General features: G+C 58.9%; 21 protein-coding genes and 7 pseudogenes. 21 read left to right on the top strand and 7 right to left on the bottom strand.

Going from position 1 to position 20,205, the window contains the following annotated elements; genetic code table 11:
• Positions 1–25: 25 nt before the first annotated feature.
• The 3 genes and pseudogenes from ATY29_RS08180 (at position 26) to ATY29_RS37515 (ending at position 1,332) form a co-directional block, all read left to right on the top strand.
• The gene (locus tag ATY29_RS08180) at positions 26–841 is read left to right on the top strand and encodes a transglutaminase family protein (RefSeq protein ID WP_342210722.1); all 816 of its coding nucleotides are present in this window, start codon (positions 26–28) and stop codon (positions 839–841) included.
• Positions 842–890: 49 nt separating this feature from the next.
• A pseudogene (locus tag ATY29_RS08175) lies at positions 891–1,063 on the top strand (cysteine hydrolase); the annotation flags it as partial.
• Positions 1,056–1,332: pseudogene (locus tag ATY29_RS37515) on the top strand (cupin domain-containing protein). The pseudogenes ATY29_RS08175 and ATY29_RS37515, both read left to right, overlap by 8 nt.
• An 88-nt stretch (positions 1,333–1,420) precedes the next feature.
• On the opposite strand, the pseudogene groEL reads toward ATY29_RS37515, so the two are convergent.
• Positions 1,421–2,512: pseudogene (gene groEL, locus ATY29_RS08165) on the bottom strand (chaperonin GroEL); the annotation flags it as partial.
• Here groEL and rsgA point away from each other — a divergent pair.
• A pseudogene (gene rsgA / locus ATY29_RS08160) lies at positions 2,513–2,948 on the top strand (GTPase RsgA); the annotation flags it as partial.
• An 84-nt stretch (positions 2,949–3,032) separates the two neighbouring features.
• Here the strand turns inward: rsgA and ATY29_RS08155 are convergent.
• Entirely contained in the window at positions 3,033–3,929 is an 897-nt protein-coding gene (locus ATY29_RS08155; protein WP_003567929.1) for a LysR family transcriptional regulator, read from the bottom strand.
• A gap of 228 nt (positions 3,930–4,157) precedes the next feature.
• Here ATY29_RS08155 and ATY29_RS08150 point away from each other — a divergent pair, with 228 nt between their 5' ends.
• The 7 genes and pseudogenes from ATY29_RS08150 to ATY29_RS08120 all read left to right on the top strand — a co-directional run bounded on the left by ATY29_RS08150 (position 4,158) and on the right by ATY29_RS08120 (position 9,403).
• Positions 4,158–4,892 (top strand): SDR family NAD(P)-dependent oxidoreductase, encoded by a 735-nt coding sequence (locus tag ATY29_RS08150; RefSeq protein WP_003567931.1) that lies wholly within the window; start codon positions 4,158–4,160, stop codon positions 4,890–4,892.
• A 47-nt stretch (positions 4,893–4,939) separates the two neighbouring features.
• Positions 4,940–5,692, top strand: a complete 753-nt coding sequence (locus ATY29_RS08145; RefSeq protein WP_097535805.1) for an SDR family NAD(P)-dependent oxidoreductase — start codon at positions 4,940–4,942, stop codon at positions 5,690–5,692.
• Between the two features lie 31 nt (positions 5,693–5,723).
• Positions 5,724–6,326 (top strand): NADPH-dependent F420 reductase, encoded by a 603-nt coding sequence (locus tag ATY29_RS08140; RefSeq protein ID WP_097535803.1) that lies wholly within the window; start codon positions 5,724–5,726, stop codon positions 6,324–6,326.
• A gap of 49 nt (positions 6,327–6,375) precedes the next feature.
• A complete protein-coding gene (locus ATY29_RS08135; RefSeq protein ID WP_003567938.1) occupies positions 6,376–6,789 on the top strand; it encodes a nuclear transport factor 2 family protein in 414 nt (137 codons plus the stop codon).
• 110 nt (positions 6,790–6,899) lie between these two features.
• A pseudogene (locus ATY29_RS38320) lies at positions 6,900–7,117 on the top strand (class I SAM-dependent methyltransferase); the annotation flags it as partial.
• A 397-nt stretch (positions 7,118–7,514) separates the two neighbouring features.
• Complete coding sequence (locus ATY29_RS08125; protein ID WP_003567940.1) at positions 7,515–8,936, top strand: sensor histidine kinase; 1,422 nt, start codon at positions 7,515–7,517, stop codon at positions 8,934–8,936.
• On the top strand, positions 8,936–9,403 hold the full coding sequence (locus ATY29_RS08120; protein ID WP_003567942.1) for a response regulator: 468 nt from the start codon (positions 8,936–8,938) through the stop codon (positions 9,401–9,403). The genes ATY29_RS08125 and ATY29_RS08120 overlap by 1 nt, the downstream gene beginning before the upstream one ends.
• A gap of 762 nt (positions 9,404–10,165) precedes the next feature.
• On the opposite strand, the gene ATY29_RS08115 is transcribed toward ATY29_RS08120, so the two are convergent.
• Positions 10,166–11,068, bottom strand: a complete 903-nt coding sequence (locus ATY29_RS08115; RefSeq protein ID WP_003567946.1) for a LysR family transcriptional regulator — start codon at positions 11,066–11,068, stop codon at positions 10,166–10,168.
• Positions 11,069–11,199: 131 nt separating this feature from the next.
• Between ATY29_RS08115 and ATY29_RS08110 the strand changes: the two genes are divergently transcribed.
• The 4 genes from ATY29_RS08110 (at position 11,200) to ATY29_RS08095 (ending at position 14,316) form a co-directional block, all read left to right on the top strand.
• Positions 11,200–11,601, top strand: a complete 402-nt coding sequence (locus ATY29_RS08110) for a YybH family protein (RefSeq protein ID WP_003567948.1) — start codon at positions 11,200–11,202, stop codon at positions 11,599–11,601.
• A 746-nt stretch (positions 11,602–12,347) separates the two neighbouring features.
• Positions 12,348–12,902: a nutrient deprivation-induced protein gene (locus ATY29_RS08105; RefSeq protein ID WP_097535799.1), complete on the top strand. Its 555-nt coding sequence runs from the start codon at positions 12,348–12,350 to the stop codon at positions 12,900–12,902.
• The gene (locus ATY29_RS08100) at positions 12,899–13,315 is read left to right on the top strand and encodes a phage holin family protein (protein WP_097535797.1); all 417 of its coding nucleotides are present in this window, start codon (positions 12,899–12,901) and stop codon (positions 13,313–13,315) included. The genes ATY29_RS08105 and ATY29_RS08100 overlap by 4 nt, the downstream gene beginning before the upstream one ends.
• The gene (locus tag ATY29_RS08095; protein WP_097535794.1) at positions 13,315–14,316 is read left to right on the top strand and encodes a DUF3618 domain-containing protein; all 1,002 of its coding nucleotides are present in this window, start codon (positions 13,315–13,317) and stop codon (positions 14,314–14,316) included. Before ATY29_RS08100 ends, ATY29_RS08095 begins: the two co-directional genes overlap by 1 nt.
• 45 nt (positions 14,317–14,361) lie before the next feature.
• Here ATY29_RS08095 and ATY29_RS38615 read toward each other — a convergent pair whose 3' ends face one another.
• Positions 14,362–14,838: a hypothetical protein gene (locus tag ATY29_RS38615; protein ID WP_445764749.1), complete on the bottom strand. Its 477-nt coding sequence runs from the start codon at positions 14,836–14,838 to the stop codon at positions 14,362–14,364.
• Between ATY29_RS38615 and ATY29_RS37510 the strand changes: the two are divergent.
• From ATY29_RS37510 to ATY29_RS08055, 6 genes and pseudogenes are all read left to right on the top strand, one after another.
• A pseudogene (locus ATY29_RS37510) lies at positions 14,805–15,045 on the top strand (integrase); the annotation flags it as partial. The gene ATY29_RS38615 and the pseudogene ATY29_RS37510 overlap by 34 nt on opposite strands.
• A gap of 114 nt (positions 15,046–15,159) precedes the next feature.
• A complete protein-coding gene (locus ATY29_RS08075) occupies positions 15,160–15,402 on the top strand; it encodes a type II toxin-antitoxin system Phd/YefM family antitoxin (RefSeq protein ID WP_003567966.1) in 243 nt (80 codons plus the stop codon).
• A complete protein-coding gene (locus ATY29_RS08070; RefSeq protein WP_097535792.1) occupies positions 15,402–15,836 on the top strand; it encodes a type II toxin-antitoxin system VapC family toxin in 435 nt (144 codons plus the stop codon). The genes ATY29_RS08075 and ATY29_RS08070 overlap by 1 nt, the downstream gene beginning before the upstream one ends.
• An 823-nt stretch (positions 15,837–16,659) precedes the next feature.
• The gene (locus ATY29_RS08065; protein ID WP_097535790.1) at positions 16,660–16,866 is read left to right on the top strand and encodes a hypothetical protein; all 207 of its coding nucleotides are present in this window, start codon (positions 16,660–16,662) and stop codon (positions 16,864–16,866) included.
• Positions 16,867–17,003: 137 nt separating this feature from the next.
• A complete protein-coding gene (locus ATY29_RS08060) occupies positions 17,004–17,597 on the top strand; it encodes a DUF6088 family protein (RefSeq protein WP_097535788.1) in 594 nt (197 codons plus the stop codon).
• A pseudogene (locus ATY29_RS08055) lies at positions 17,590–18,066 on the top strand (nucleotidyl transferase AbiEii/AbiGii toxin family protein); the annotation flags it as partial. The gene ATY29_RS08060 and the pseudogene ATY29_RS08055, both read left to right, overlap by 8 nt.
• A gap of 460 nt (positions 18,067–18,526) precedes the next feature.
• Here the strand turns inward: ATY29_RS08055 and ATY29_RS08050 are convergent.
• The 3 genes from ATY29_RS08050 to ATY29_RS08040 form a co-directional block, all read right to left on the bottom strand.
• Entirely contained in the window at positions 18,527–19,324 is a 798-nt protein-coding gene (locus ATY29_RS08050; RefSeq protein ID WP_097535786.1) for a DUF1236 domain-containing protein, read from the bottom strand.
• Between the two features lie 96 nt (positions 19,325–19,420).
• Complete coding sequence (locus ATY29_RS08045; protein WP_097535784.1) at positions 19,421–19,816, bottom strand: DUF1236 domain-containing protein; 396 nt, start codon at positions 19,814–19,816, stop codon at positions 19,421–19,423.
• A 128-nt stretch (positions 19,817–19,944) separates the two neighbouring features.
• A partial coding sequence (locus tag ATY29_RS08040) for a BON domain-containing protein (protein ID WP_097536054.1) occupies positions 19,945–20,205 on the bottom strand: 261 nt, incomplete at its 5' end.

Genomic DNA, 20,205 nt, shown 5'->3' with positions numbered 1-20,205 from the left:
TCAAGCATCGAACGACCTATCGTTACTGCGGCCCGTCGGGCTGCTTGCGCACCGCCTGATCCTGTCGCCCAGGACCGACCAACAGCTTCGGACCTTGTCTTTCAGCATTGACTGTTCTGCGAGCGGGTCGATCGACTGGGCGAAGGACGTTTTCGGCAACGCGATCGCGACAGTAACGTTTTCTGGACGGACCTCCGAACTGACGATCTCCAGTGCTGCCGTTGTCGAGCAGACCGCCGACCCCTGGCCGGTCTTCAATATAGACATCTCGGCGCATTCCTACCCCTTCACCTACTCGACCGAAGACGAGATCGACCTTGGCGCGTTTGCTGCCGCGACCTCTCCTGGTAACCATGTGGCGGATTGGGCCCGAGCGTTTGTGGGCAGCCGCCCGACCGACACGCTTTCGCTCCTGAAAGACATCAATGCTGGCATTCTGACAAGTGTCAGCTATCGCATCCGAGACGAGGAAGGCACACAGTCGCCGCAACAAACACTGGAGCAGGCCAGTGGCTCATGCAGGGACATCGCAGCGCTTTTCATTGAAGCTGTTCGTTGCTTAGGGTTTGGTGCACGTGCTGTCTCCGGTTACATCTACGACCCGCGAGCATCTGTCGACGACGGCGGATCGACACATGCCTGGGCCGAGGTTTATCTTCCGGGAGCCGGCTGGATTGCGTTTGATCCCACCCATCGACGAGTGGGAGAAGCCTTCCTTATTCCCGTAGCGTTTGCTCGCAACAATGGACAGATAATGCCTGTTACCGGCGGATATACGGGAATGCCGGACGATTTCCTGGATTTGGACGTGTCGGTCAAGGTGGTCGAGATACGAGAATAGCGGCAGATGACGTTCGCCTGCTCTACTCAGTCAGATCATTGGTCCGCGCATGCGTGAGGCAAACGACCGCGGCTATGAATGTGCCTGCTCGCAGAGGAGCCGACGGAAAGCTATCTTAACGAGTTCAAGACCGCAGCCATCGCGATGATCTGCGCGCAAGGCGCAATTGTTGGCTGGACGGCCCATGTCGACGACATTCTAAAAGGCAACGCCGATACCTGAAACCACGGACGATCTTCTAACATCAGGTGGCGGAAGGAGTTAAGTTCGATCCCTTCCGCGATCAGGTGACCATTCACTGGATCGTCCGCTCGAGGACGACCAGTCAAGCGTCGCCCTCCTGAATACGATGCAGGCTCGAGCGTTCCTCGCCACCGTCATGAGGGTTGGAAACCACTCTCGTTCTCGATGGCTTACAATCCGACGAGGCGCAAGATTGCGGACGCGGCAACTCTATCGTCAACGCGCCCGGCCTCCAACATTCGGTCTGAAGCGATACCGGCTGTGTCGCTCAAAAATCTGGAAGAGCAAATAGCATGACGCCGATGGCAGTCTTGGAAGGTCTGCCCAACGATCCGCGCCGCCAGGCTCGATACCTTCTTCGACCGCTGCACGCGTTGCGTTGAGGGCGTCGTCGATGCGGTCCTTCTTTTCCTTCACTTCAACTTCCGTCGAGCCCCCGACGCGGATGACGGCAACGCCGCCAGCGAGCTTGGCAAGACGTTCCTGCAGCTTTTCGCGGTGATAGTCCGGGTTTCCTCGATCTGAGCCTTGATGTGGCCGATGCGACCGTCAATATCCGCTTTGGTGCCCGCACCATCAACGATGGTAGTATTCTCCTTGGTGATAGAGACCTTTTTGGCGCGGCCGAGCATCTCGAGCGTGACGTTTTCGAGCTTGATGCCGAGGTCTTCGGAGATGACAGTGCCGCCGGTCAGGATCGCCAGATCCTCCAGCATGGCCTTGCGGCGGTCGCCGAAGCCCGGAGCCTTGACGGCGGCGATCTTGAGGCCGCCACGCAGCTTGTTGACGACGAGCGTCGCAAGAGCTTCGCCCTCGACGTCCTCGGAAATGATCAGCAGCGGCTTGCCACTCTGAACGACTGCTTCCAGTAGGAAGCATGGCCTGCAGGTTGGAGAGCTTCTTTTCGTACAGCAGCACATAGGCATCTTCCAGCTCAGCTACCATCTTTTCGGCATTGGTGACAAAATAGGGGCTAAGATAACCACGATCGAACTGCATGCCTTTGACGACTTCGAGCTCGGTTTCGGCGGCCTTGGCTTCCTCGACGGTAATCACACCCTCATTGCCGACCTTCTGCATCGCGTCGGCGATATACTGGCCTATCCTTCTCGCCATTGGCGGAGATGGTGCCGACCTGGGCAATCTCTTCCGAGGCCTTGCCGCCTTCGCGAACGATCGCTTGGGCGAGAACGGTACCTGTGGTGGTACCGTCGCCGGCGACGTCATTGGTCTTCGAAGCGACTTCGCGGACCATCTGGGCGCCCATGTTTTCGAACTTGTCGCGTCCAGTTCGATTTCCTTGGCGACTGCGACGCCGTCCTCGGTAATGCGCGGTGCGCCAAAGGACTTGTCGATCACGACGTTGCGGCCCTTCGGACCGAGCGTGACCTTCACTGCATCGGCAAGAATATCGACGCGCTTCCTTATTTGGGATCCTCGGGAGTTGGAAAGTCGACGCTGGTCGCTGACCGGACTTGGATCTAGCTCAGCACAGAAAACCGGAACTGTCCGCGAATATGACGCGCAGGGCCGACACACCACCACCGCACGATCGCTTCATGCCATTCCCGGTGGCGGTTGGGTTACAGATACGCCGGGAATAAGAACACTTCACGTCAGCGATGTCACCGACGGGATCGACATGCTTTTTTCCGACATCACGGAACTGGCACCGCTTTGCAGATTTCGGGATTGTACCCACGCGCATGAACCGGGCTGCTTGGTTCAGGCAGCTGTCAAAAGCGGCACCTTGGCTGCCGACCGTCTTGAACGCTGGCGAAGCCTGCTTGCTGAAAACCGCGATAGAACACCGGTCATCAGCGGACCACGTGGCAACAAGATCGTTCGCAAGAAAAAATATTGAGCGGCCACTCCTCGGCCTGTCCCCCTTGGGGATGCCAATCTCCAACAGCAATTTCCCTAGCCATTTGTGGTTTGGCACGTGACATCAGCCGCGCGATATGGACCGCCCGGCGAGGATCGGAGCGTACGCGGCGAGTCGGCGGGATATGAACTCTGTGAAAAGCCGCACGCGCTTCGTCTTGCGTGTCTCCCCCTGCGTGAGAAGCCAGATCGTCGCAGGTGATTTCAAATCGATGCCCGGGACTTTCGCCAGCAGGTGATCGGCATCTCCGACGAAACAGGGCAGTTTGGTCATGCCTATCCCTTGCCTTGCCGCATCGATCTGCGCCTCGGCGTCCGGCGTCCTGAACGGAACCCCTGTAGCGTGAACCTCCCCTTGGTCGACCCAGTCCGGAAGAGCCTGACCGCCGATGACGATCGGCCGGATTGGATCCAGCGCACCCGTACGCCACGCGGCCAGTCTATCGCGGGACATATAAACACCCGCAAGCAGATCCGGACCTTTCAAGCCATGAAGATTGAGCGGCAGGGTCTTGCGATTGGAGACCATCCGGATCGCCACATCCGCCTCCCGGTTGGTCAGATTCACGACCTCGCCGGTCGATACGATCTCCATCTCGATGTCCGGATGCAGACGGGCAAAATCGGCGATATCCGGCATGAGCAGGTGTGTCGCAAGGAACGGGGGCAGCGTCACCCGCAGAAGCCCGCGTACGCTCTGATCGCGCCCGAGGACGCGCGTCTCCAGTTGGTGCGATGAGGCTTCCATCTGGTTCGCGAACTCCAGAACCTCCTCGCCCGCGGCCGTCAGGCGATAGCCCGAAGGTAGCTTTTCGAACATCTGCGCCCCGAGGCGATCCTCGAGCTGGGCAATGCGCCGCAGCACGGTCGCGTGGTTCACGGCCAGACGTTTAGCGGCAGCCCGCACTGAGCCGCCACGCGCGGCGGCAAGAAAGTAGCGAACGTCATCCCAGTCGATCATGGTCCATTCTCGCGCCGCATGGGGCGGCTTCCGAAGACTAGGCTACCATACCGGGCCGGATCGCGCGCGATCATCGCTGCGTTCAATCACATAGGTGGATCGTTTTCGCACCACGGATACGCGCGATTGCGCACTCACACCCTGGCGCCGGCGAACCCATATCGAGGCTGTCGGAGGATGTGTCTCCGCAAAGCGATGACCCGACACGCGACACAAGGAATGCATGACATGACCAGACTGAATGGAAAGACCGTCGTGATCACGGGCGGCGCCACCGGTATCGGCCTCGCCGCTGCAAGGCGCTTCATCGAGGAGGGTGCCTTCGTCTTCATCTACGGCCGTCGGCAGCAAGCACTCGATGCGGCTGTGGCCGAGCTCGGCCCCAACGCCCGCGCGGTTAAGGGCTCGGTCTCGGATGAGGACGACCTTGATCGGCTCTACGCGGCGGTGAAAGCCGAGCGCGGAACGCTTGACGTCATCTTCGCCAATGCCGGGGCCGGAAGCCCGCTTCCTCTCGGCCAGATCACCGCCAAGCACATCCACGATACTTTCGACACCAATGTGAAGGGCACGATCTTCACAGTCCAGAAGGCGTTGCCGCTGATGGGTCCAGGCGGCTCGATCATCCTCACCGGATCGAGCGCCGGGACCACCGGCGCCCCGGCATTCACCGCCTACAGCGCCAGCAAGGCAGCCGTGCGCAATCTTGCACGGACCTGGGCGGAAGACCTCAAGGGCACCGGCATCCGGGTCAACGTGCTGTCGCCCGGCGCGACGGCGACAGAACTTGCAAAGGAAGCGCTCGGAGAGGAGGGCCAGAAGGCCTACGGCGCGATGACCCCGCTCCGACGCATGGCCGATCCGGCGGAGATCGCGGCCGCTGCCGCCTTCCTTGCGTCGGACGACAGCAGCTTCATGACCGCCAGCGAAGTCGCCGTCGACGGTGGCCTCGCCCAACTCTGACCCCGGCGCGGTTCGCGCCTAACTACACACAGCGAAAGGCAAAGATTGTGAAAGCACTCGAAGGTAAAATCGCAGTCATCACGGGCGGAAGCAGTGGGATTGGCTTGGCCACAGCCAAGCGTTTCGTGGAAGAAGGTGCGCAGGTCGTGATCATTGGGCGACGCGAGAAAGCCTTACAAGAGGCAGCGGCCCTTATCGGGAAAAACGTGACAACAGTCGTGGGCGACGTCTCGCGCCTGGAAGATCTGGACCGGCTCTATGCCACCGTGAAGGAGAAACATGGTCACATCGACATTCTCTTCGCAAACGCGGGCGCAGGTACGGTCGCGCCGCTCGGGGCAGCGACTGAGGCCCATTTTGACCAGACCTTCGATGTGAACGTGAAGGGTCTGTTCTTTACGGTGCAGAAGGCCCTTCCTCTCTTCAAGGACGGCGGTTCGATCATTCTGAACTCTTCGGTCTCGAATGTAATGGGGCTGCCAGCGTTCAGCGCCTACGCAGCAAGCAAGGCGGCTGTTCGCAGCTTCTCGCGGTCCTGGACCCAGGAGCTGAAGGATCGCAATATCCGCGTCAACACGATGAGCCCCGGCGCGATCGAGACTCCCGCCTTGGCGACAACGACCGGCCTCACCGCTGAGCAAGCCGAGGAGGCGGTTGCCCAGTTTGCGTCACAGATCCCAATGGGTCGCAGGGGCAAGCCAGAGGAAATCGCGGCTGCGCTCACGTTCCTTGCCTCCGATGAAAGCTCCTACATCACCGGTATAGATCTCGCCGTCGATGGTGGTTGGGCGCAAGTCTGACCCGGCGTCAACACAGGATCGGAGAAGCATTATGAGCTACGCAATTATTGGCTTAGGCAATATCGGCCGAGCTTTGGCCAAAGCGTTTTCCCGCAAGGGCATCGAAGTATCTGTTGCAACCACGCGGGACCCGGAAAGCTTCGCAGCTGATGCGGCCGCGATCGGGCCCAAGGTCATAGCCAAGACCCTGGCGGAAGCCGTCAAGGCGGACGTCATCTTTTTGGCTGTCCGCTTCGAGGCGCACCCGGATGTCGCAAGGGCGCTCTCCAACTGGGATGGCAAGATCATCATCGATGTGACCAATGCCTACGGCGTGCCCCCTGAGGAGCTGGGAGAACAGCCTTCTTCCAAGGCCGTCGCGCAAGCCTTTACTGGCGCAAGGCTGGTCAAGGGCTTCAACCATTTGATCGCCGCCACCCTTGCCCAAGATCCAGCCGCGCATGGCGGCAGGCGAGTTGTGTTCCTGGCGAGCGACGACGACACTGCCGCAGACGAGATTGGCGTGCTCGCGGAAAATCTCGGCTTCGCGCCGATCAAGCTTGGCGGGCTGTCGGAAGGCGGCCTGCTGGTCCAGGCGCGCGGAAAGAGCTGGGGTCATCTGATCTTCAAGGATCTGGTCAAGTTCGACGGATAAAAAGACAGCCCCACCGACAGGACCACGATGTACGGATGGAGACATTCCCATGAGTATTGAAAAAAACATCCAGACCGTGAAGGACTTCTTCACTGCGATCGGCCGGGGCGACAGACAGGCTCTGCTGGCGCTGGTCGCGGAAGATATCGAGTGGATCATTCCGGGCAAGGACTGGCCGCTGGCCGGCACCTACCGGGGGCACGCGGGACTGGCAGATTTGCTGGAGACGGCATCCAGGTCGATGGAAACCTCCACGGAGCCCCGGGAGTTTGTGGCACAAGGAGACCGGGTTCTCGTCGTCGGCTTCGCCAGCGGGAAGGTCAAAGTCACGAACAAGCCGTTCGAGGACGACTGGATCTTTGCCATCACGGTCCGGGACGGCAGACTGGCCAGCATCCGGGAATATGTCGACACGCAAGCGCTGGCTCGGGCCGCGCAGATGGACGCGTCCGGGCCCACGTAGCGCAGGCCTTCTGCAACCATCGGCTTTTGCCGAAGGTGAATGAGCCGCGGATCGGCGTCTCGCGTCCCACGCGCTCGTCAAATACCCAACCGTAAAGGAGATCCGATGTTGACCAATCCAAACTATCCGAGTGATTCGGTTCGCACGCATTGATGCCGGTGCCACCGTCATTGACGTTTACCCAGGCGAAGGCGACTGGACGCGCCCGTTCTCCGACATCGTCGGGCCCGAAGGTCAAGTCACCAGCTTCGTGCCGGCCGAAGTCGCGCACTTCAAGAACGATCCGGTCGGCCTCATGCGAACGCTCGCGCAAGAGCCACAGCGGGAGATGGATCGAGTTCAAGTTTTGCCCGGAATGCGGGTCGACGGTTTTCTGGATCTCTTGAGTTCAGGAAGATCTCGTCGTAGCCGCTTTGGGATGCATCCCGACCCTCCTCGCTGCGTCCAACGCAAAGCGTTTCCGACGACAGTCGCCCGCAGTGGGTGTCGTTTCATTTCGCTTAGGCAAAGGCGCGTCGGCAGTGGTTGCGGCGCCCAAACTGCGACAGCTAATGCCCTCCGAATATGCCGTCAGGATCATCCAACTTTATTTTCGATAAAGGGAGTGCTGTGCGATCGGGCGTAGCCATTTCGCCAACTGCTTTTTATTGCCCCGCTGGAACCAAAGGCCACTCGGCCGGGTTTAGCTGAGTTAATTCGGCCGCAACGACGCAAGCGAGGGATGGATGGGCAATGTCGAACTGGTGAGTGGCGGTCCCATCGTCTCTCAGACTAATGTTTTTCCTGATGATTACGAAGACTTTTTTGAAAATGGAGCTGTTGCCCTGCATCTGATCGGGGCTGACGGCACGATCCTGCGCGCCAATCAGGCAGAACTGGATCTGCTCGGTTACGCCGCAGACGAATACATAGGCCGGCAGATTTCTGATTTTCATGCGGACGCCGACATCATAAGCGAAATGCTTGCTCGCCTAAAGGCAGGAGAAAAGCTCATTCGTTTTGCCGCCCGGATGCGGGCTAAGGACGGGTCGATCAAGCATGTTGAAACCACTTCCAGCGGCCAGTTCCGCAATGGCGAATTCATAAATACCCGCTGCTTCACGATAGACGTTACGGAGGTTGTCGATGTAAGGCGCCAGCTTGCGCGCAAGGATGAAGAAATGCGCCAAGTTCTTGAAGCGCTTCCGGCGGCCGTCTATACGACCGACGCCCACGGCAAGATCACTTATTTCAACCGTGCAGCGGTCGAATTAGCCGGCAGGGAGCCGATCGTCGGCGAGGATGAGTGGTGTGTAACCTTTCGGCTATTTACTGCTGATGGGCAGCCGTTGCCGCACCACGAATGCCCGATGGCAATTGCCCTAAAGGAAAATCGCCCGGTGCGAGGCGTGGAGGCAATGGCTCAGCGTCCCGACGGCTCGATGTTTCCTTTCCTTCCTTTCCCGACGCCGATGCGCAACGATGATGGTGAGCTGACCGGGGCGGTCAACATGCTCGTGGACATCAGCGACCGCAAGTTGGCCGAGACCAATCAGCGGGTCTTCCTCGACGAGCTCAATCACCGCGTCAAAAACAACATGATGATGCTCTACGCTCTGATCCGTTCGGCCGAGCGCGAGAGTGACAGCCACGAAGCACGCATTGTGCTGAATGATGCTGCGCAACGCGTCGGCGCCATGGCTGCGGCGCAGCAGGCCCTTTATACGGAGCATGACCGCTCCGAAGTCGACGCGAGCAATTTTGTAAATGCCGTGTGCGACAGCGCAAGGCAAGCGTTCTCAGAAAGCGTCACTCTCCACATAGACGTCGCCGCCGACGCCGGAAGCTTGACGAATGACGTTACAATGCCTCTCGCTCTCGTTCTGAACGAGCTGCTCACAAATGCGGCAAAGCACGGCTGTGACGACGCAGGCAATTGCGAAATTTGGGTTTCGCTCACACGCTCGGACGGCGACTTCCTCCTGACCGTCCGCGACAGCGGCCCTGGCTTCGATTTCAAAGTCACGGGGCGACGTTCGTCCGGAACAGGTCTGGTCTCTGGACTGGTTCGGCAACTGCGGGGCTCGTTCTCCGTCGCTCCCGGCCCCGGTGCACGATGCACCGTCCGGTTCGCCGGTCAATTCCAATCGGAAAGCAGCCTTGATTAATGATCGCCTTAGAGCCACCTGCTAACAATGAAACCAGCTCCACCCCTGGATCCGTCGAGGAGGCCAAAAAGGCCGCGGGAGGGGGAAAACCGACACGTATCCTCGTCGTCGAAGACGAGTATCTTATAGCGCTCGAGATCGAACATCGCCTTCGCGATGCAGGCTTCGAGGTCACCGGCATTGCAGTGACGGCCGACGAGGCAATTTCCATGGCAGGATCAGACCGTCCGGATCTAGCGATCATGGACATTCGGCTGGCCGGTCACAAAGATGGCGTGCAGGCCGCGATCGAGTTGTTTACAAAGCTGGGTGTCCGCTCGGTTTTTGCCTCTGCCCATGCAGATGCCAAAACCCGCGAAAGAGGCTCGGCGGCCTCGCCGATCGGTTGGCTGCAGAAACCCTACACCGCTGAGGCGTTGATCAAGCTCATCAAACAGCATCGGGGATATTCAGCAGTGGCCGAGTGAACAATGACATCGAAGATTGTCGGCCCGTTGCAGACGAACCGGTGGTCATTTGACTCCAACGGCACCTCACGACTTCGTGTTGCCGCCGTCAAACGCTTGAATGCCTTCGCTTTCGCCCTACCCTGGGGGGAAAGTGAGGGCCGCTACGCTTCCATCGCACCTTGAACAACGCCGACGTTGCTCTCTGTCAAAGGGTCTATGACCACCTCATTGCGGTAAAGCAGATCATGACTGACCCAGCGTGAGGAACTAGCCAACCGGATCATCCAGTCTTTTCGGCACGGGGTAAAGGACCAGGAAGCTTTGGTAAGGCTGCTGATCTGACGGCGCCGCACCCTCGTGCAGATGGACGTCACTCGCGGCGTAAGCTGACATGTTTCACCGTCCTCCGTTGTCTGCGCCGTCGCATGGCGATGGGCTGCGACAAGATGCACTGCTCTGACGGGCTGGATAGATGCGGGACGCAAAGCGGAGCCGCTGCTTTCGTGCGCATCTACTAGAATGCTATCGCGCTGCTATTGGTCGAGCCGGTGTTTGAGCGACCGCAAACGGCGGTCACCAGACTTCCAAAATTTGTATTGATGCAGAACCTCAATCTTGCGCGGTCGGGCCGATTCCGACGTCGGCATAGGCGCCAGCCCTCAGGCCTGATCATTGAGCGGGCGCCCCGACACATCGGACACTGTTATTTATTGAGGATTGAAACGAGATCGGCTGGGTGGCGGTCGGCTCCGAGGTGCGGTCAGCACACAGAACATCGGACTACTTGATAATGCTGCGGAGACGGGGTTCGAGGAGAGGAATCATCTCCTTCACCTTCGGGGACGAGTTTCTGTGAGCCGTATGCACGAGATAGCTAGGCCACGGAGCTGTTGACCAATCCGGAAGGACTTGGACCAATCGGCCCCTTAACACGTCGCCGTGAACCAAAGTTGGCGGCATGAGGGCAATGCCTTTGCCCATCAAGGAGAGATGTTTGATTGCGCCAACGGAGTTCGATGAAATGCGGGCCTGTGGAACTACCCTGGCTTTCTCGCCGTCGGCGGAAACCAGGTTCCAGGTGGCAAGACTGCTGGCATCCACTTCGGGAGAGATGACAAGACATTGATGGAACGCCAGATCGCTCGGGCGACCGATCGCGGTTGATCGTTCTATATACTGGGGGGCAGCGACCAGGATCAGTCCGGCTATCCCCAGTCGCTTCGCTGTGAAACCAGAATCTTTGATCGGACTTGCCCGGATGGCTATATCGAACCCTTCCCCGACCAAGTCCACGACGCGATCCGTCAAAAGCAATTCGACCGTCACCTCTGGAAATCTCTCAACGTATTCTGTGACTGCTTCGCAGATCGGCGTGTAGTCGAACTCGACTGGCGCTGTGATCTTCAACCTTCCCGTGGGGAATTTCTGGAATAACGAAGCTTCCTCGCCAGCGCTCGTCAGGGCAGCCACAGCGAGCTCGGCTTTCTTGAAAAATATCGCTCCTGCGTCCGTAAGACGAAGCTTTCTTGTCGTGCGCACAAGAAGGCTTACCCCGAGAGCTTTTTCAAGGTCCGAAATCCTGTCACTCACCGTTGAGTTGGGGAGGCCCATCTCCAGCGCGGCCTTTGTGAAGCTCCCCAGTCGCACAACTCGCACGAATATCATCGCGCCATTTAGATCCACAAATCATCCCCCAAAACTATCCGACAAGGCGGATAATATAATCGAAATATACGGGCTAATCCATCCTGCTGTGGCGGTCTATCTCTAGCACTCAAGCCGAAACGACGAGGCTGAAGACAAAGGAGAATTAAATGTCACAGATTCAGGCAGACAAAAATCAGATCGAGCAGCTTATCGAAAAATATATCGATGCGCTCAATCGGTCGAAAACCGATATGGTGGTTTCGTTGTTTACCCAGGACGGCGTGCTGATGGGAGTGGACGCTCCGACGATGGAAGGAGCGGAGCAACTCAAGGCCTTCTTTGATCACGGCTTCGGTATAATCAGGCTCGAGCCCAAGATCTATATCGACGAGATCGTCGTCACCGAACACTATGCGTTCGCTAGATCGCATTCGCAGGTGCGGGTCACCATATTGCAGACCAATGATTCCCATTCCGAACAGAACCGCGAACTGTTCATATTCAAAAAGGACGGCAGTGACTGGAAGATCGCGCGATACATGTTTAATAAGACGCCAAGCTCTCCATAATTCGGCCACGAAGGAGGCCCGTAGCCTGAATAGCGAACTTGTTTTGCGGGCGCTCGGCACCGGTGTGCACTGAAGCGCCCGCCTGATGCGCGTGAGCGTCCCGGATTCAGCGGACGCCCTTCCCGTATGTCCAACAGCGAACTCGGCCGCCTTGAAAAGATTCGAACTGTAGACGACCACTCGTGATATCTGTTCGCCGGCCGGAGAGGTTCCCTTCGATCCATTATGCGATTTTCCTGGCCTAAACCGTGAACGTTATGGCAATAAGTCGCACACTACTGGCCTCGAAAGCTCTCCTTCCGTGCCAGGACTGTTGACCAGCTATTCAATGTCAGTGGCTAAACAGTAATTTGTTGAACTGGCCGGTCATTTCAGACGTGCTGCTTTTGCGTACGGACCAATGACGGATTATTAGAAATAGAACTTCTAAATTGCCTGGCATGGCTTCGTCAAATGGAGAGGTCTTTATTTTTCCAGGCTTAGGATATTAGGGCTTCCAAGAGCTGCCAATCGCTACGGGCTCATCGACTCCGTCAGGAGCGTGGCGGGGAGCGGCGCCGTCCCGGGTTGCTGGCAAATTCTGCCCCGAAATTCAAAACATTATAGAGGGTGCAAGTCCGTAAACCGCCGTCCGTTGTGCCGGTGCTGTTTCTTCGGGCGAGCAGTTGGAGGACACGGAACAAACAGGGTCAATCGAGGTTGGGGAATACGGCCGTTGCCGCTGATTCCTTCCATGGGAGACCGACATGTCAAATGAGTTCCGAGAATCTGCGGGCGGACTATCCGTCACGCCACATGCTTTACCGACGTCGTCATCAACCACCTACAGTTCCGCGTCTTTCGCCGACCTGAAGGACAAAGTCAGTGAGGACATCTCCGCCGCCAGCGAAACCATTAGATCAGGTGCGGACTCTGCCATTGACAAGGTCAAGGAGGTGGCAACGGAACAGACCAGCTTCGCTGCGCGAAGAGTTGGCGGGGTTGCGAAGGCGCTGGAGAAGGTCGGCGCGGAACTCGAGGGCTCGGAGCAGGCCGAGGTCGGGCGATACGCCAGGCAGATCGGGCAAAGCGTTCAAAGCTTCGCCCGGCAAATGGAAGGCAAAGACTTGGGCGAAATCGCCAACATGGCCGAAGATTTCGGTCGCAGACAACCGCTTGCGTTCCTCGGAATCGCAGCTCTAGCGGGACTGGCTGCCAGCCGTTTCCTTACCGCCTCGGCCGAGCGCCCTCGTGAGACCCTTGGCGCTGCCGGGTCAAATAATCCGCCTCCATCCGCGAATGCTGGGGGGACCGAATTATGAATAAATCGAACGACAACACACCCCTTTCCGAACTCCTCGGGGGACTGATATCCGATGTCACTGGACTGCTGCGGAAAGAAATCGACCTCGCCAAGACGGAGGCGTCGGAAAAGCTTTCCAGAGCGCTGAGCGGAGCCGAAGTTCTCGTTGTCGGGCTCGTGCTCGCAATCGGTGCAGTCGGCGTTTTGCTCAGCGCCCTAGTTGGCGGCCTCGCGGCCTTTCTTGTCAAACAGGGCCTTTCCGATACAAGCGCCAGCGCGATCGCGTCCCTCGTTGTCGGCGTTGGCATCGCGCTGATCGCGTGGGCGCTGATCGCCCGCGGCGTCGCCGTCCTGCGTGAAAGTAACATGAAACTGGACCGAACCGCGACATCGCTTCGCCGTGACATCCACATGGTGAAGGATAAAATGTGATGGAAAACACCAGCGATAGATCATCTGCGGAACTGCAGCACGAAATCGACCAGGATCGGCGGCGCATTGAGAGCCGCATTGACGCCATCCATGAACGAATGTCGCCCGGACAACTGGTCGACGAAGTTATTGCTTACGCCAAGGGGAGCGGTGGCGGCGAGTATGTCACCAACCTCGGGAGCGCATTGAAGGCAAACCCACTACCGGTGGCCTTGATTGGGGTGAGTCTTGCTTGGTTGATGGCTAAAGGGTCGGAACCATCATCGTCCAGCAGCACCTGGGCCGAGCCGGATTACCCGTTGTACCCCGTCACCGGACCCGTTCGAAGGCTCGGACCTCCTGAGAAATTGGGCGGCGTAAGCTACAGCCACTTCGCCGATAGTTCGGGCAACAAGCTGAAGGCCCTTACCGATGAAACGGGACGCCGCGCGGGCCATTTCATCGACGAGGCCGGGAAGACCTACCGAGGTTTCGTCGATGCCAACGGCAAACGTATCGATAGTATTATGGACGAATCGGGAGCGATGCTGGACGCGGCGAGCGGCTGGGCTGCGGAGAAGTGGGAGCAGGCCAAAGCTGCCGTGGGCGACATCAGCGGTCGCGCCTCAACTGCCGCAAACTCGCTGTCTGATCGATCGGCATCTGCGGCCGCAAGTCTTCAGCAACAGACAGGCAAGCTGAACGAATTGATCGTGACCCAGTTCAGGGACCAGCCTCTCGTCGGAGGCGCACTGGCCTTTGCCCTTGGAGCAGCGATCGGGGCAGCGCTTCCGCACACCGAGACAGAAGATCAGTTGGTGGGCGATGCTGCCGACAGTACGAAAGAGGAGCTGAGCTCCCAGGCACAGGTCCTGGTTGAACGAGGAAAGGACGTTGCATCCCAGGTGTATGAAACCGCAGCGGAGGCCGCATCCGAAGCGCACGACACGGTCAAGGAGAGCGTCGTCAGCGAGGTAGGCTCGTTCAAAGAAGGATTGGCGAGCGTCCCACCCCGTACTTGAATCCGTGACATAGCGGCCAGGGTTTGAGCTGCGCCGCGGGAAAACTTACCTTGTCGAGACGCAGCGAAAGCTCCGCCCGCATCGTCTCCTCTTGTTCGGTTCCAGCAACGAAGTCGCGGCTTTCCACGTTCGATGCCAGGCCCGATTCCGGAAGGAAGAGGCAACCTTCAGGAAGAAGGGGCAGTTTTCCTTGAGGTAGACGATCGGCTTGAAGGCTTCGCTGGTCATTGCGCCTCTCCATGTGATCGGGGAGATGAGGGGGCGCGGCCGAAACGGAAGCTCGATGCGGTGAGCCCTCCGGCAAAATCCTTCTGGTGATAGGTGGTGGTGGCGGCGGCTTCGTTCTCGGCGGCCGCCGACCACCATCAGCGGGATGAGATGGTCTTCGCGCGGATGGGCCGCCTGGGCAGCGGGCGCTTGCTGCCATTCGAGCAGCCGCTCGGTGCGCTCGTCGCAGGCCGTGTGAACCAGCGTTTCCTGAAGCCAGGCGTCGAAGCGGCGGGACGGCTCATATCCGCCCATCTGATCGCCTCAACAATCAGGAGGTGGCGCGTTCTGGTGGCGGCGATCTACCGGAGATCGAGCGGAGGCTGAAATTTGCTGAGCACTCGCTGCGCGCCGGCCCCGCCTCTTCGGCCGAGGTGGACGAACGGTACGTCCAAGCAGCTTGATCATGCTTCCGCCGAAAGGACCCGTCGATACCAGAGGCGGCTTCGAGTATGCTTTTGACCTTGGCCAGTTGTATGGGTGATCTCCTTTTGCAGCTCTCTGAGCTCTCCGGGCTCTTGCTCAAACGAGTAGCCTTCGCTATATGACTACTGTAGTCATAGCTTGGAGGCCTATATGAGAGAGATCCAGCTTAAGGATGCTAAGGCAACGCTTTCTGCCGTTGTCGATCAGGCTGTTCATGGCAATCCTGCGATCATCACTCGACATGGCAGAAAGGAAGCCGTGGTACTGTCGTTCGAGGAGTATGAAAAGCTGAAGCAGGTTCCGAGTTTCGGACGACTGCTGGCTTCCTTTCCTGGCGACGAAGGCGATATTCCGCCGCGGAGCACTAAGCCAAGCCGGCCCATCGATCTCTGATGTTTCTGATCGATGCGAACGTCATATCTGCACTTGCTCCATCGAAACGCCAGAGGCATGGATCCCTTATTGAATGGCTTGACGAAGCCAGTCCGCAGCTGTTCCTATCCGTTATTTCTGCTGCAGAGGTTAAATCCGGAATCGTCAAGGCTGAGCGCGAAGGCGCAACCACGAAAGCGCGGCAGCTGAGAGAATGGTGGGAGAGCGTCGAACATCTATACGCACAGAAGCTGTTGCCGTTCGATCTGAGATGCGCGCATGCTGCCGGTCAGATTCTCGATGACGCTCGCGCCCACCAGCCGGGCTTCGGGGACATTGCGATAGCCGCCACAGCCCAGGTACATGGCTTGATCGTTTTGACCCGCAACTTGCGCCATTTCGAACCTCTAGGAGCTCGAGTGCTCGATCCATTCAAAGCGCTGCCCAAGCTGTAGGGGCAGAGGAGGGATCTTTCTACTACAGCCCCGCCGCCTTGGTAAGATTGACACGGAGACGATCCCGGCGGCTTCCCATGCTGCCGCTTTCAACCCGCCCCAACCGGTCGGATCGGGGGCTGATCGCCAGAGCCAATGTCGATGACGCGTTGTTTCGTCGCTATGGGAGACACTTCCTTCCGACTCTAGCTATATCTTTGGCAATCGGTCTTTTCTCGGTCGTCGGCACGCAGCCACTACCAGTCGATACATTATGCGATCATTTTGACCCAGAAGATGAACATTCTAGCAATAAGCCATGCATGGCTCGTGCGAACACGGTTCGGTCCGCTCCTAAAGGCGACGTCCACGCTCAGGTCATGGGTCGGACGGTGGAAAAATCGGAAGGTTCGGCGCGGAGCGTTGAAAGCCTATTTTTCGACAGCCGACAGCCCCATCGCGCGCTTGCCCATTGGCCTGATCAGCGCCCTATGTAAGAGCGGCAATATCACGGTGCAGAAGCGCATCAGCCTCGAGGCGGATGCTCCTGGCGGAAGCGGGCGCGCCGGCGCCCTCCCCATCTCGTCCAAGCCTGCCTTGGCGAGCTGCGCAAGGTCTCGTGACCCGCATGGGCCGAAACCCGCTTCGGGGTTCGGTGGAGTAGGGCCTGGTCAGAGCGAAGTGGGGAGACGGTGCGGCGCAATAGAGCACGCTCCCATGGAGATGCGCTCAAGAAGCAATCGAACTGCTGGGTCACTCGTTTCCGGGCGTAGGACGGACTCTCCAGTCTGCATTCTCCGGCAAATCGGTATAAGCCATCCCGGAACAAGAATCAGGAGACGACATGGAAACCGTGGAGATCAGCTACCGTAGTGACTTCGCCCTATGGGCAATCGAGCGGGCCCGCGAAATCATAACGTCCGAGGGAGCTGCTTTTGCCATGGCCGCCCGCGATATGAACGAGGAGGCGTTGGCAAACACTGCAGCCGCGCTCGGCAAGGCCATCAGTGATGCGATGTTGGAAGTGTTTGATGGCCTGATAGGTGAGTAGCGCTGGGTGGAGCGATACGCGGGCTACTAACCAATATTTCGATATAAATTTTTGTCAGCGCGGTTCGGCTCCCCTGCCATTCTCCTTTCGTTGCAAACTGTCAGAAACTCACATATATTTCTGACAGGAGAAATGCCATGCAAAAGCTGACGTCACAAATCATGGACCATGCTGAGCGACTGCCGGAAGGATCCGCGCTTTCGGCAAAGAGCTTTTTGCATCTCGGAAATCGTGCCGCCCTGGACCAGGCTCTATCGCGCCTGGTCGAGCGCGGCGAGCTCGTCCGGGCCGGCCGCGGCATCTATATGCGGCTTGTCAAAAGCCGTTTTGGCAGCCGGCCGCCGACAGTTGAACAAGCGGTGGAGGCGGTGGCGCAGCAACGCGGCGAGGTCATCGTCTCAAACGGCGCCGCCGCTGCGAATGCCCTGGGCCTGACCACCCAGGTCCCGGTCCGGTCCGTCTACCTGACATCCGGCCGCAGCCGGACGATGAACCTTGGACAGCAGTCGGTCGAGCTCAGGCACGTGCCTCGCTGGCAATTGGCCTTGGCCGATCGGCCCGCCGGCGTGGCGGTCCGTGCGCTCGCCTGGCTTGGACCAGAGAAGGCCGATGAAGCACTATCGCGGATCAAGCGAAAGCTGCCGCCAGACGCGTTCGGCGAGCTGGTGGCGGCGGCTCCGCAGTTCCCGACCTGGCTTGCAAGAAGCGTGGGAAGGGCTGCGCATGGCTGATCCGTTCCTGACCTTGTCAAAGGATGACCGGCGCGAAGCCTTGGCCGTGGCCGCCGACCGCACCGGACGGCCCATTCATCTGCTCGATAAAGATGTCTGGGTCGTCCGGACGCTGCAGACGCTCTTTTCGTCCACGCTCGGTGAGCATCTCGTCTTCAAGGGCGGCACCTCGCTTTCGAAAGCCTATGGGGTCATCAAAAGGTTCTCCGAGGATGTCGACCTGACCTACGATATCCGCGCCCTGGCGCCGGACCTGGTCGGCGACAATGACGAAGCACTGCCGAAAACCCGCAGCGAGGAGAAGCGCTGGACCAGCGAAGTGCGAAAGCGCCTTCCGGTTTGGGTCTCGGACACGGTGGAGCCAGTTATCGCCAGCGCGTTGCGCGATCAATCTCTTCCGGCGGCAATCCGCCTCGAGGACGATACGCTCTACCTCAACCATGAAGCGGTGAGCAGCGGATCCGGCTATGGATGCCGAAGCTCGATACCTTGGTCTTCAACGACCTGCATGGCTGCGCATCTCCGATGGCCCTCTCCAGCGCATTCGGTTCCTGTGCGTTGGCGAAGCACGGCTGGAGAAGAAAAACTCCTGCCGTTAACAGGCCTACACACTTCGGCATCGCTCTCTCCAATCTGCCTTGTTTTCACGCAGGTGCTCTGCATCATAAGGCTCGATCGGTCTCCCGGAAAGGGCGGGATGGGAGTACGGCTTTGGGCTCGCGGGATCAAGGCCCTGCCGAAGTAGCAGGAACCCAGACCCGAGCCGATGCTGGATGGCCTGATGACAGGACCAGGCTGCCGACAATTGCGACCATGGCAATCAGGATGACGATGATGGGAAACGCGAGGCCGGACGGCTTATCTTCATGGTAGATCATTGATTGCTCCTGCGGCCCGGCGACGCATAGGACGCCGCCGGGAAACGCGTGTTAGGCCTCGATGATGTAGACAATCGTGAGAGCATCGGGATCGACGATGACGATCCTGCCATCCGCAAGGATGAAGAAGCGGTAGCCGTCATACTGCGGAACGATCTTCACGATGCGCGTTGGCAGTCGTTCCAGCCGGACCTTCTTCGGGATTTTCGTTCCGACGGAAACCGTGAAGTCGACTTCCTTTACAGGCGCAACATGAACCTCCTTCACTACCGTTCGAATTTCGGTCTGTTGCTCGACCGAGATGTTGACGTTGGTTTTGGTGTTCGTCGTGGTGTTTTTGTTGACGTTGGTGTCAGAAGAGCTCTTGTTTGTTGTCGTGGCGTTTTGATCTGTCGACTGCTTCGACGCATCGCCGCTTTCCGTAGTGCTCTTCGTGCCTGTGGTGGCCGAGCCGTTGTTATCCGTGGTGCCGGACTTGGCGGCGGGCTTCTGTTCTGTCGTGGTGCCACCGCTGGCGTCCTTCGATGCAGGCTTGGTTTCTGTCGAAGTCTTGCCGGACGCACCGCTCGTCGCGCCATCGGTCGAAGGCTGCTCTGCACTCTTTTTCATGTCCGAGCCCTGGCCGGATTTCTGCTGCGATGACTGGCCCTTGCCTGGGCAAGCTCCCGAAGCGTCGGGGGTGCAGTCGGTGCCAGTCTTGGCGGAGCCCGACTGCGAGCCGGCGTCAGCGCCGGACTGGGCCTGCCCACTGCTCTTTGTGTCCTGCTGGGCCGCCGCCGGCAATGTTGCAAGTGGGGACGCGCTCAGTGACAGTGCTGCCACGAGCATGGCGAACTTGTTGCTTTTCATGATCGATCTCCGAGGTTTAGGCATACGACGCCCGCGCATCTATGCGGTGCGAGCATGCCCTCATGGTTGGAAGAGGCGGCTGGAGCCGCCCGTCGGTCACTGGATGACCTGGATGACCTTCCGCGAGGAAGGTTCGACGATCACACGCTGATCGTTGACGATCGCATATGCATATTTCGGATCATCGGGAATTGGCGTCACGACGACGGTCTCCGGCAGGGGCTGGCCGACGACGACCTTCTCCTTGACGACGACGCGTTCGGTCGGGGCCGGGGCCTGCTGAACATAGGTCACCACCTGCTGCGGCGGCGGATCAATAACGCTACCTGCCACGCCGCCAACAATGCCGCCGACAGCCGCACCGACCGGGCCGCCGACAATCGCGCCCGTTGCAGCGCCACCCGCCGCACCGGTGACTGTCGATGACTGCGCAAAGGCAGATGTCGATGCCAGCAGGATACCTGCGGCAATACCTACAACCTTGATATTCATTTGTTTTCCTCCTTGGATGCGGTTGGTTCCGCTGCAGAGCCAAACCGTTGAGTGGAGGAAGTGTTCCAGTACCGGGACTTCGTACCGGGACTAAGCCAGACCTTGGTCTTACCCACGCCAATCCCTCGCTACTGAATGGGGAAGCGGCTCAGCATCCGATCCTGGACGTTCTCGTGGCCAACGATCATCGCTGCAAGCGAGATGGCTTTCTCGCGGTCTGCGGCGTTCGTTATATAGCCTTCGAGCAGGACCACCGCGCCGAGCATCCTGATCTCGATGGCACTGCTGTCGATATCCTGATCAGCGGAAAGCGCCGCTTTGATCGTCGCGATGGTCGAGGCCGAACTATGGCCTTGGGAGCAGCACTCTTCATGGTTGGTGTTGTCGGA

The sequence above is a fragment of the Rhizobium hidalgonense genome (assembly GCF_002914525.1).
In the GTDB taxonomy this organism is placed as follows: Bacteria; Pseudomonadota; Alphaproteobacteria; order Rhizobiales; family Rhizobiaceae; genus Rhizobium; species Rhizobium hidalgonense.
Note: the sequence above shows the minus strand (reverse complement) of the source record. Positions and strands in the feature narration are given on the sequence as shown.

What these genes read in the sequence shown, in the direction of transcription:
- ATY29_RS08155 (WP_003567929.1), bottom strand. Translation starts at nt 3,929, where the DNA reads ATGATCGACTGGGATGACGTTCGCTACTTTCTTGCCGCCGCGCGTGGC.
- ATY29_RS08150 (WP_003567931.1), top strand. Translation starts at nt 4,158, where the DNA reads ATGACCAGACTGAATGGAAAGACCGTCGTGATCACGGGCGGCGCCACC.
- ATY29_RS08140 (WP_097535803.1), top strand. Translation starts at nt 5,724, where the DNA reads ATGAGCTACGCAATTATTGGCTTAGGCAATATCGGCCGAGCTTTGGCC.
- ATY29_RS08135 (WP_003567938.1), top strand. Translation starts at nt 6,376, where the DNA reads ATGAGTATTGAAAAAAACATCCAGACCGTGAAGGACTTCTTCACTGCG.
- ATY29_RS08125 (WP_003567940.1), top strand. Translation starts at nt 7,515, where the DNA reads ATGGGCAATGTCGAACTGGTGAGTGGCGGTCCCATCGTCTCTCAGACT.
- ATY29_RS08120 (WP_003567942.1), top strand. Translation starts at nt 8,936, where the DNA reads ATGATCGCCTTAGAGCCACCTGCTAACAATGAAACCAGCTCCACCCCT.
- ATY29_RS08110 (WP_003567948.1), top strand. Translation starts at nt 11,200, where the DNA reads ATGTCACAGATTCAGGCAGACAAAAATCAGATCGAGCAGCTTATCGAA.
- ATY29_RS08105 (WP_097535799.1), top strand. Translation starts at nt 12,348, where the DNA reads ATGTCAAATGAGTTCCGAGAATCTGCGGGCGGACTATCCGTCACGCCA.
- ATY29_RS08100 (WP_097535797.1), top strand. Translation starts at nt 12,899, where the DNA reads ATGAATAAATCGAACGACAACACACCCCTTTCCGAACTCCTCGGGGGA.
- ATY29_RS08095 (WP_097535794.1), top strand. Translation starts at nt 13,315, where the DNA reads ATGGAAAACACCAGCGATAGATCATCTGCGGAACTGCAGCACGAAATC.
- ATY29_RS38615 (WP_445764749.1), bottom strand. Translation starts at nt 14,838, where the DNA reads ATGGGCGGATATGAGCCGTCCCGCCGCTTCGACGCCTGGCTTCAGGAA.
- ATY29_RS08075 (WP_003567966.1), top strand. Translation starts at nt 15,160, where the DNA reads ATGAGAGAGATCCAGCTTAAGGATGCTAAGGCAACGCTTTCTGCCGTT.
- ATY29_RS08070 (WP_097535792.1), top strand. Translation starts at nt 15,402, where the DNA reads ATGTTTCTGATCGATGCGAACGTCATATCTGCACTTGCTCCATCGAAA.
- ATY29_RS08065 (WP_097535790.1), top strand. Translation starts at nt 16,660, where the DNA reads ATGGAAACCGTGGAGATCAGCTACCGTAGTGACTTCGCCCTATGGGCA.
- ATY29_RS08060 (WP_097535788.1), top strand. Translation starts at nt 17,004, where the DNA reads ATGCAAAAGCTGACGTCACAAATCATGGACCATGCTGAGCGACTGCCG.
- ATY29_RS08050 (WP_097535786.1), bottom strand. Translation starts at nt 19,324, where the DNA reads ATGAAAAGCAACAAGTTCGCCATGCTCGTGGCAGCACTGTCACTGAGC.
- ATY29_RS08045 (WP_097535784.1), bottom strand. Translation starts at nt 19,816, where the DNA reads ATGAATATCAAGGTTGTAGGTATTGCCGCAGGTATCCTGCTGGCATCG.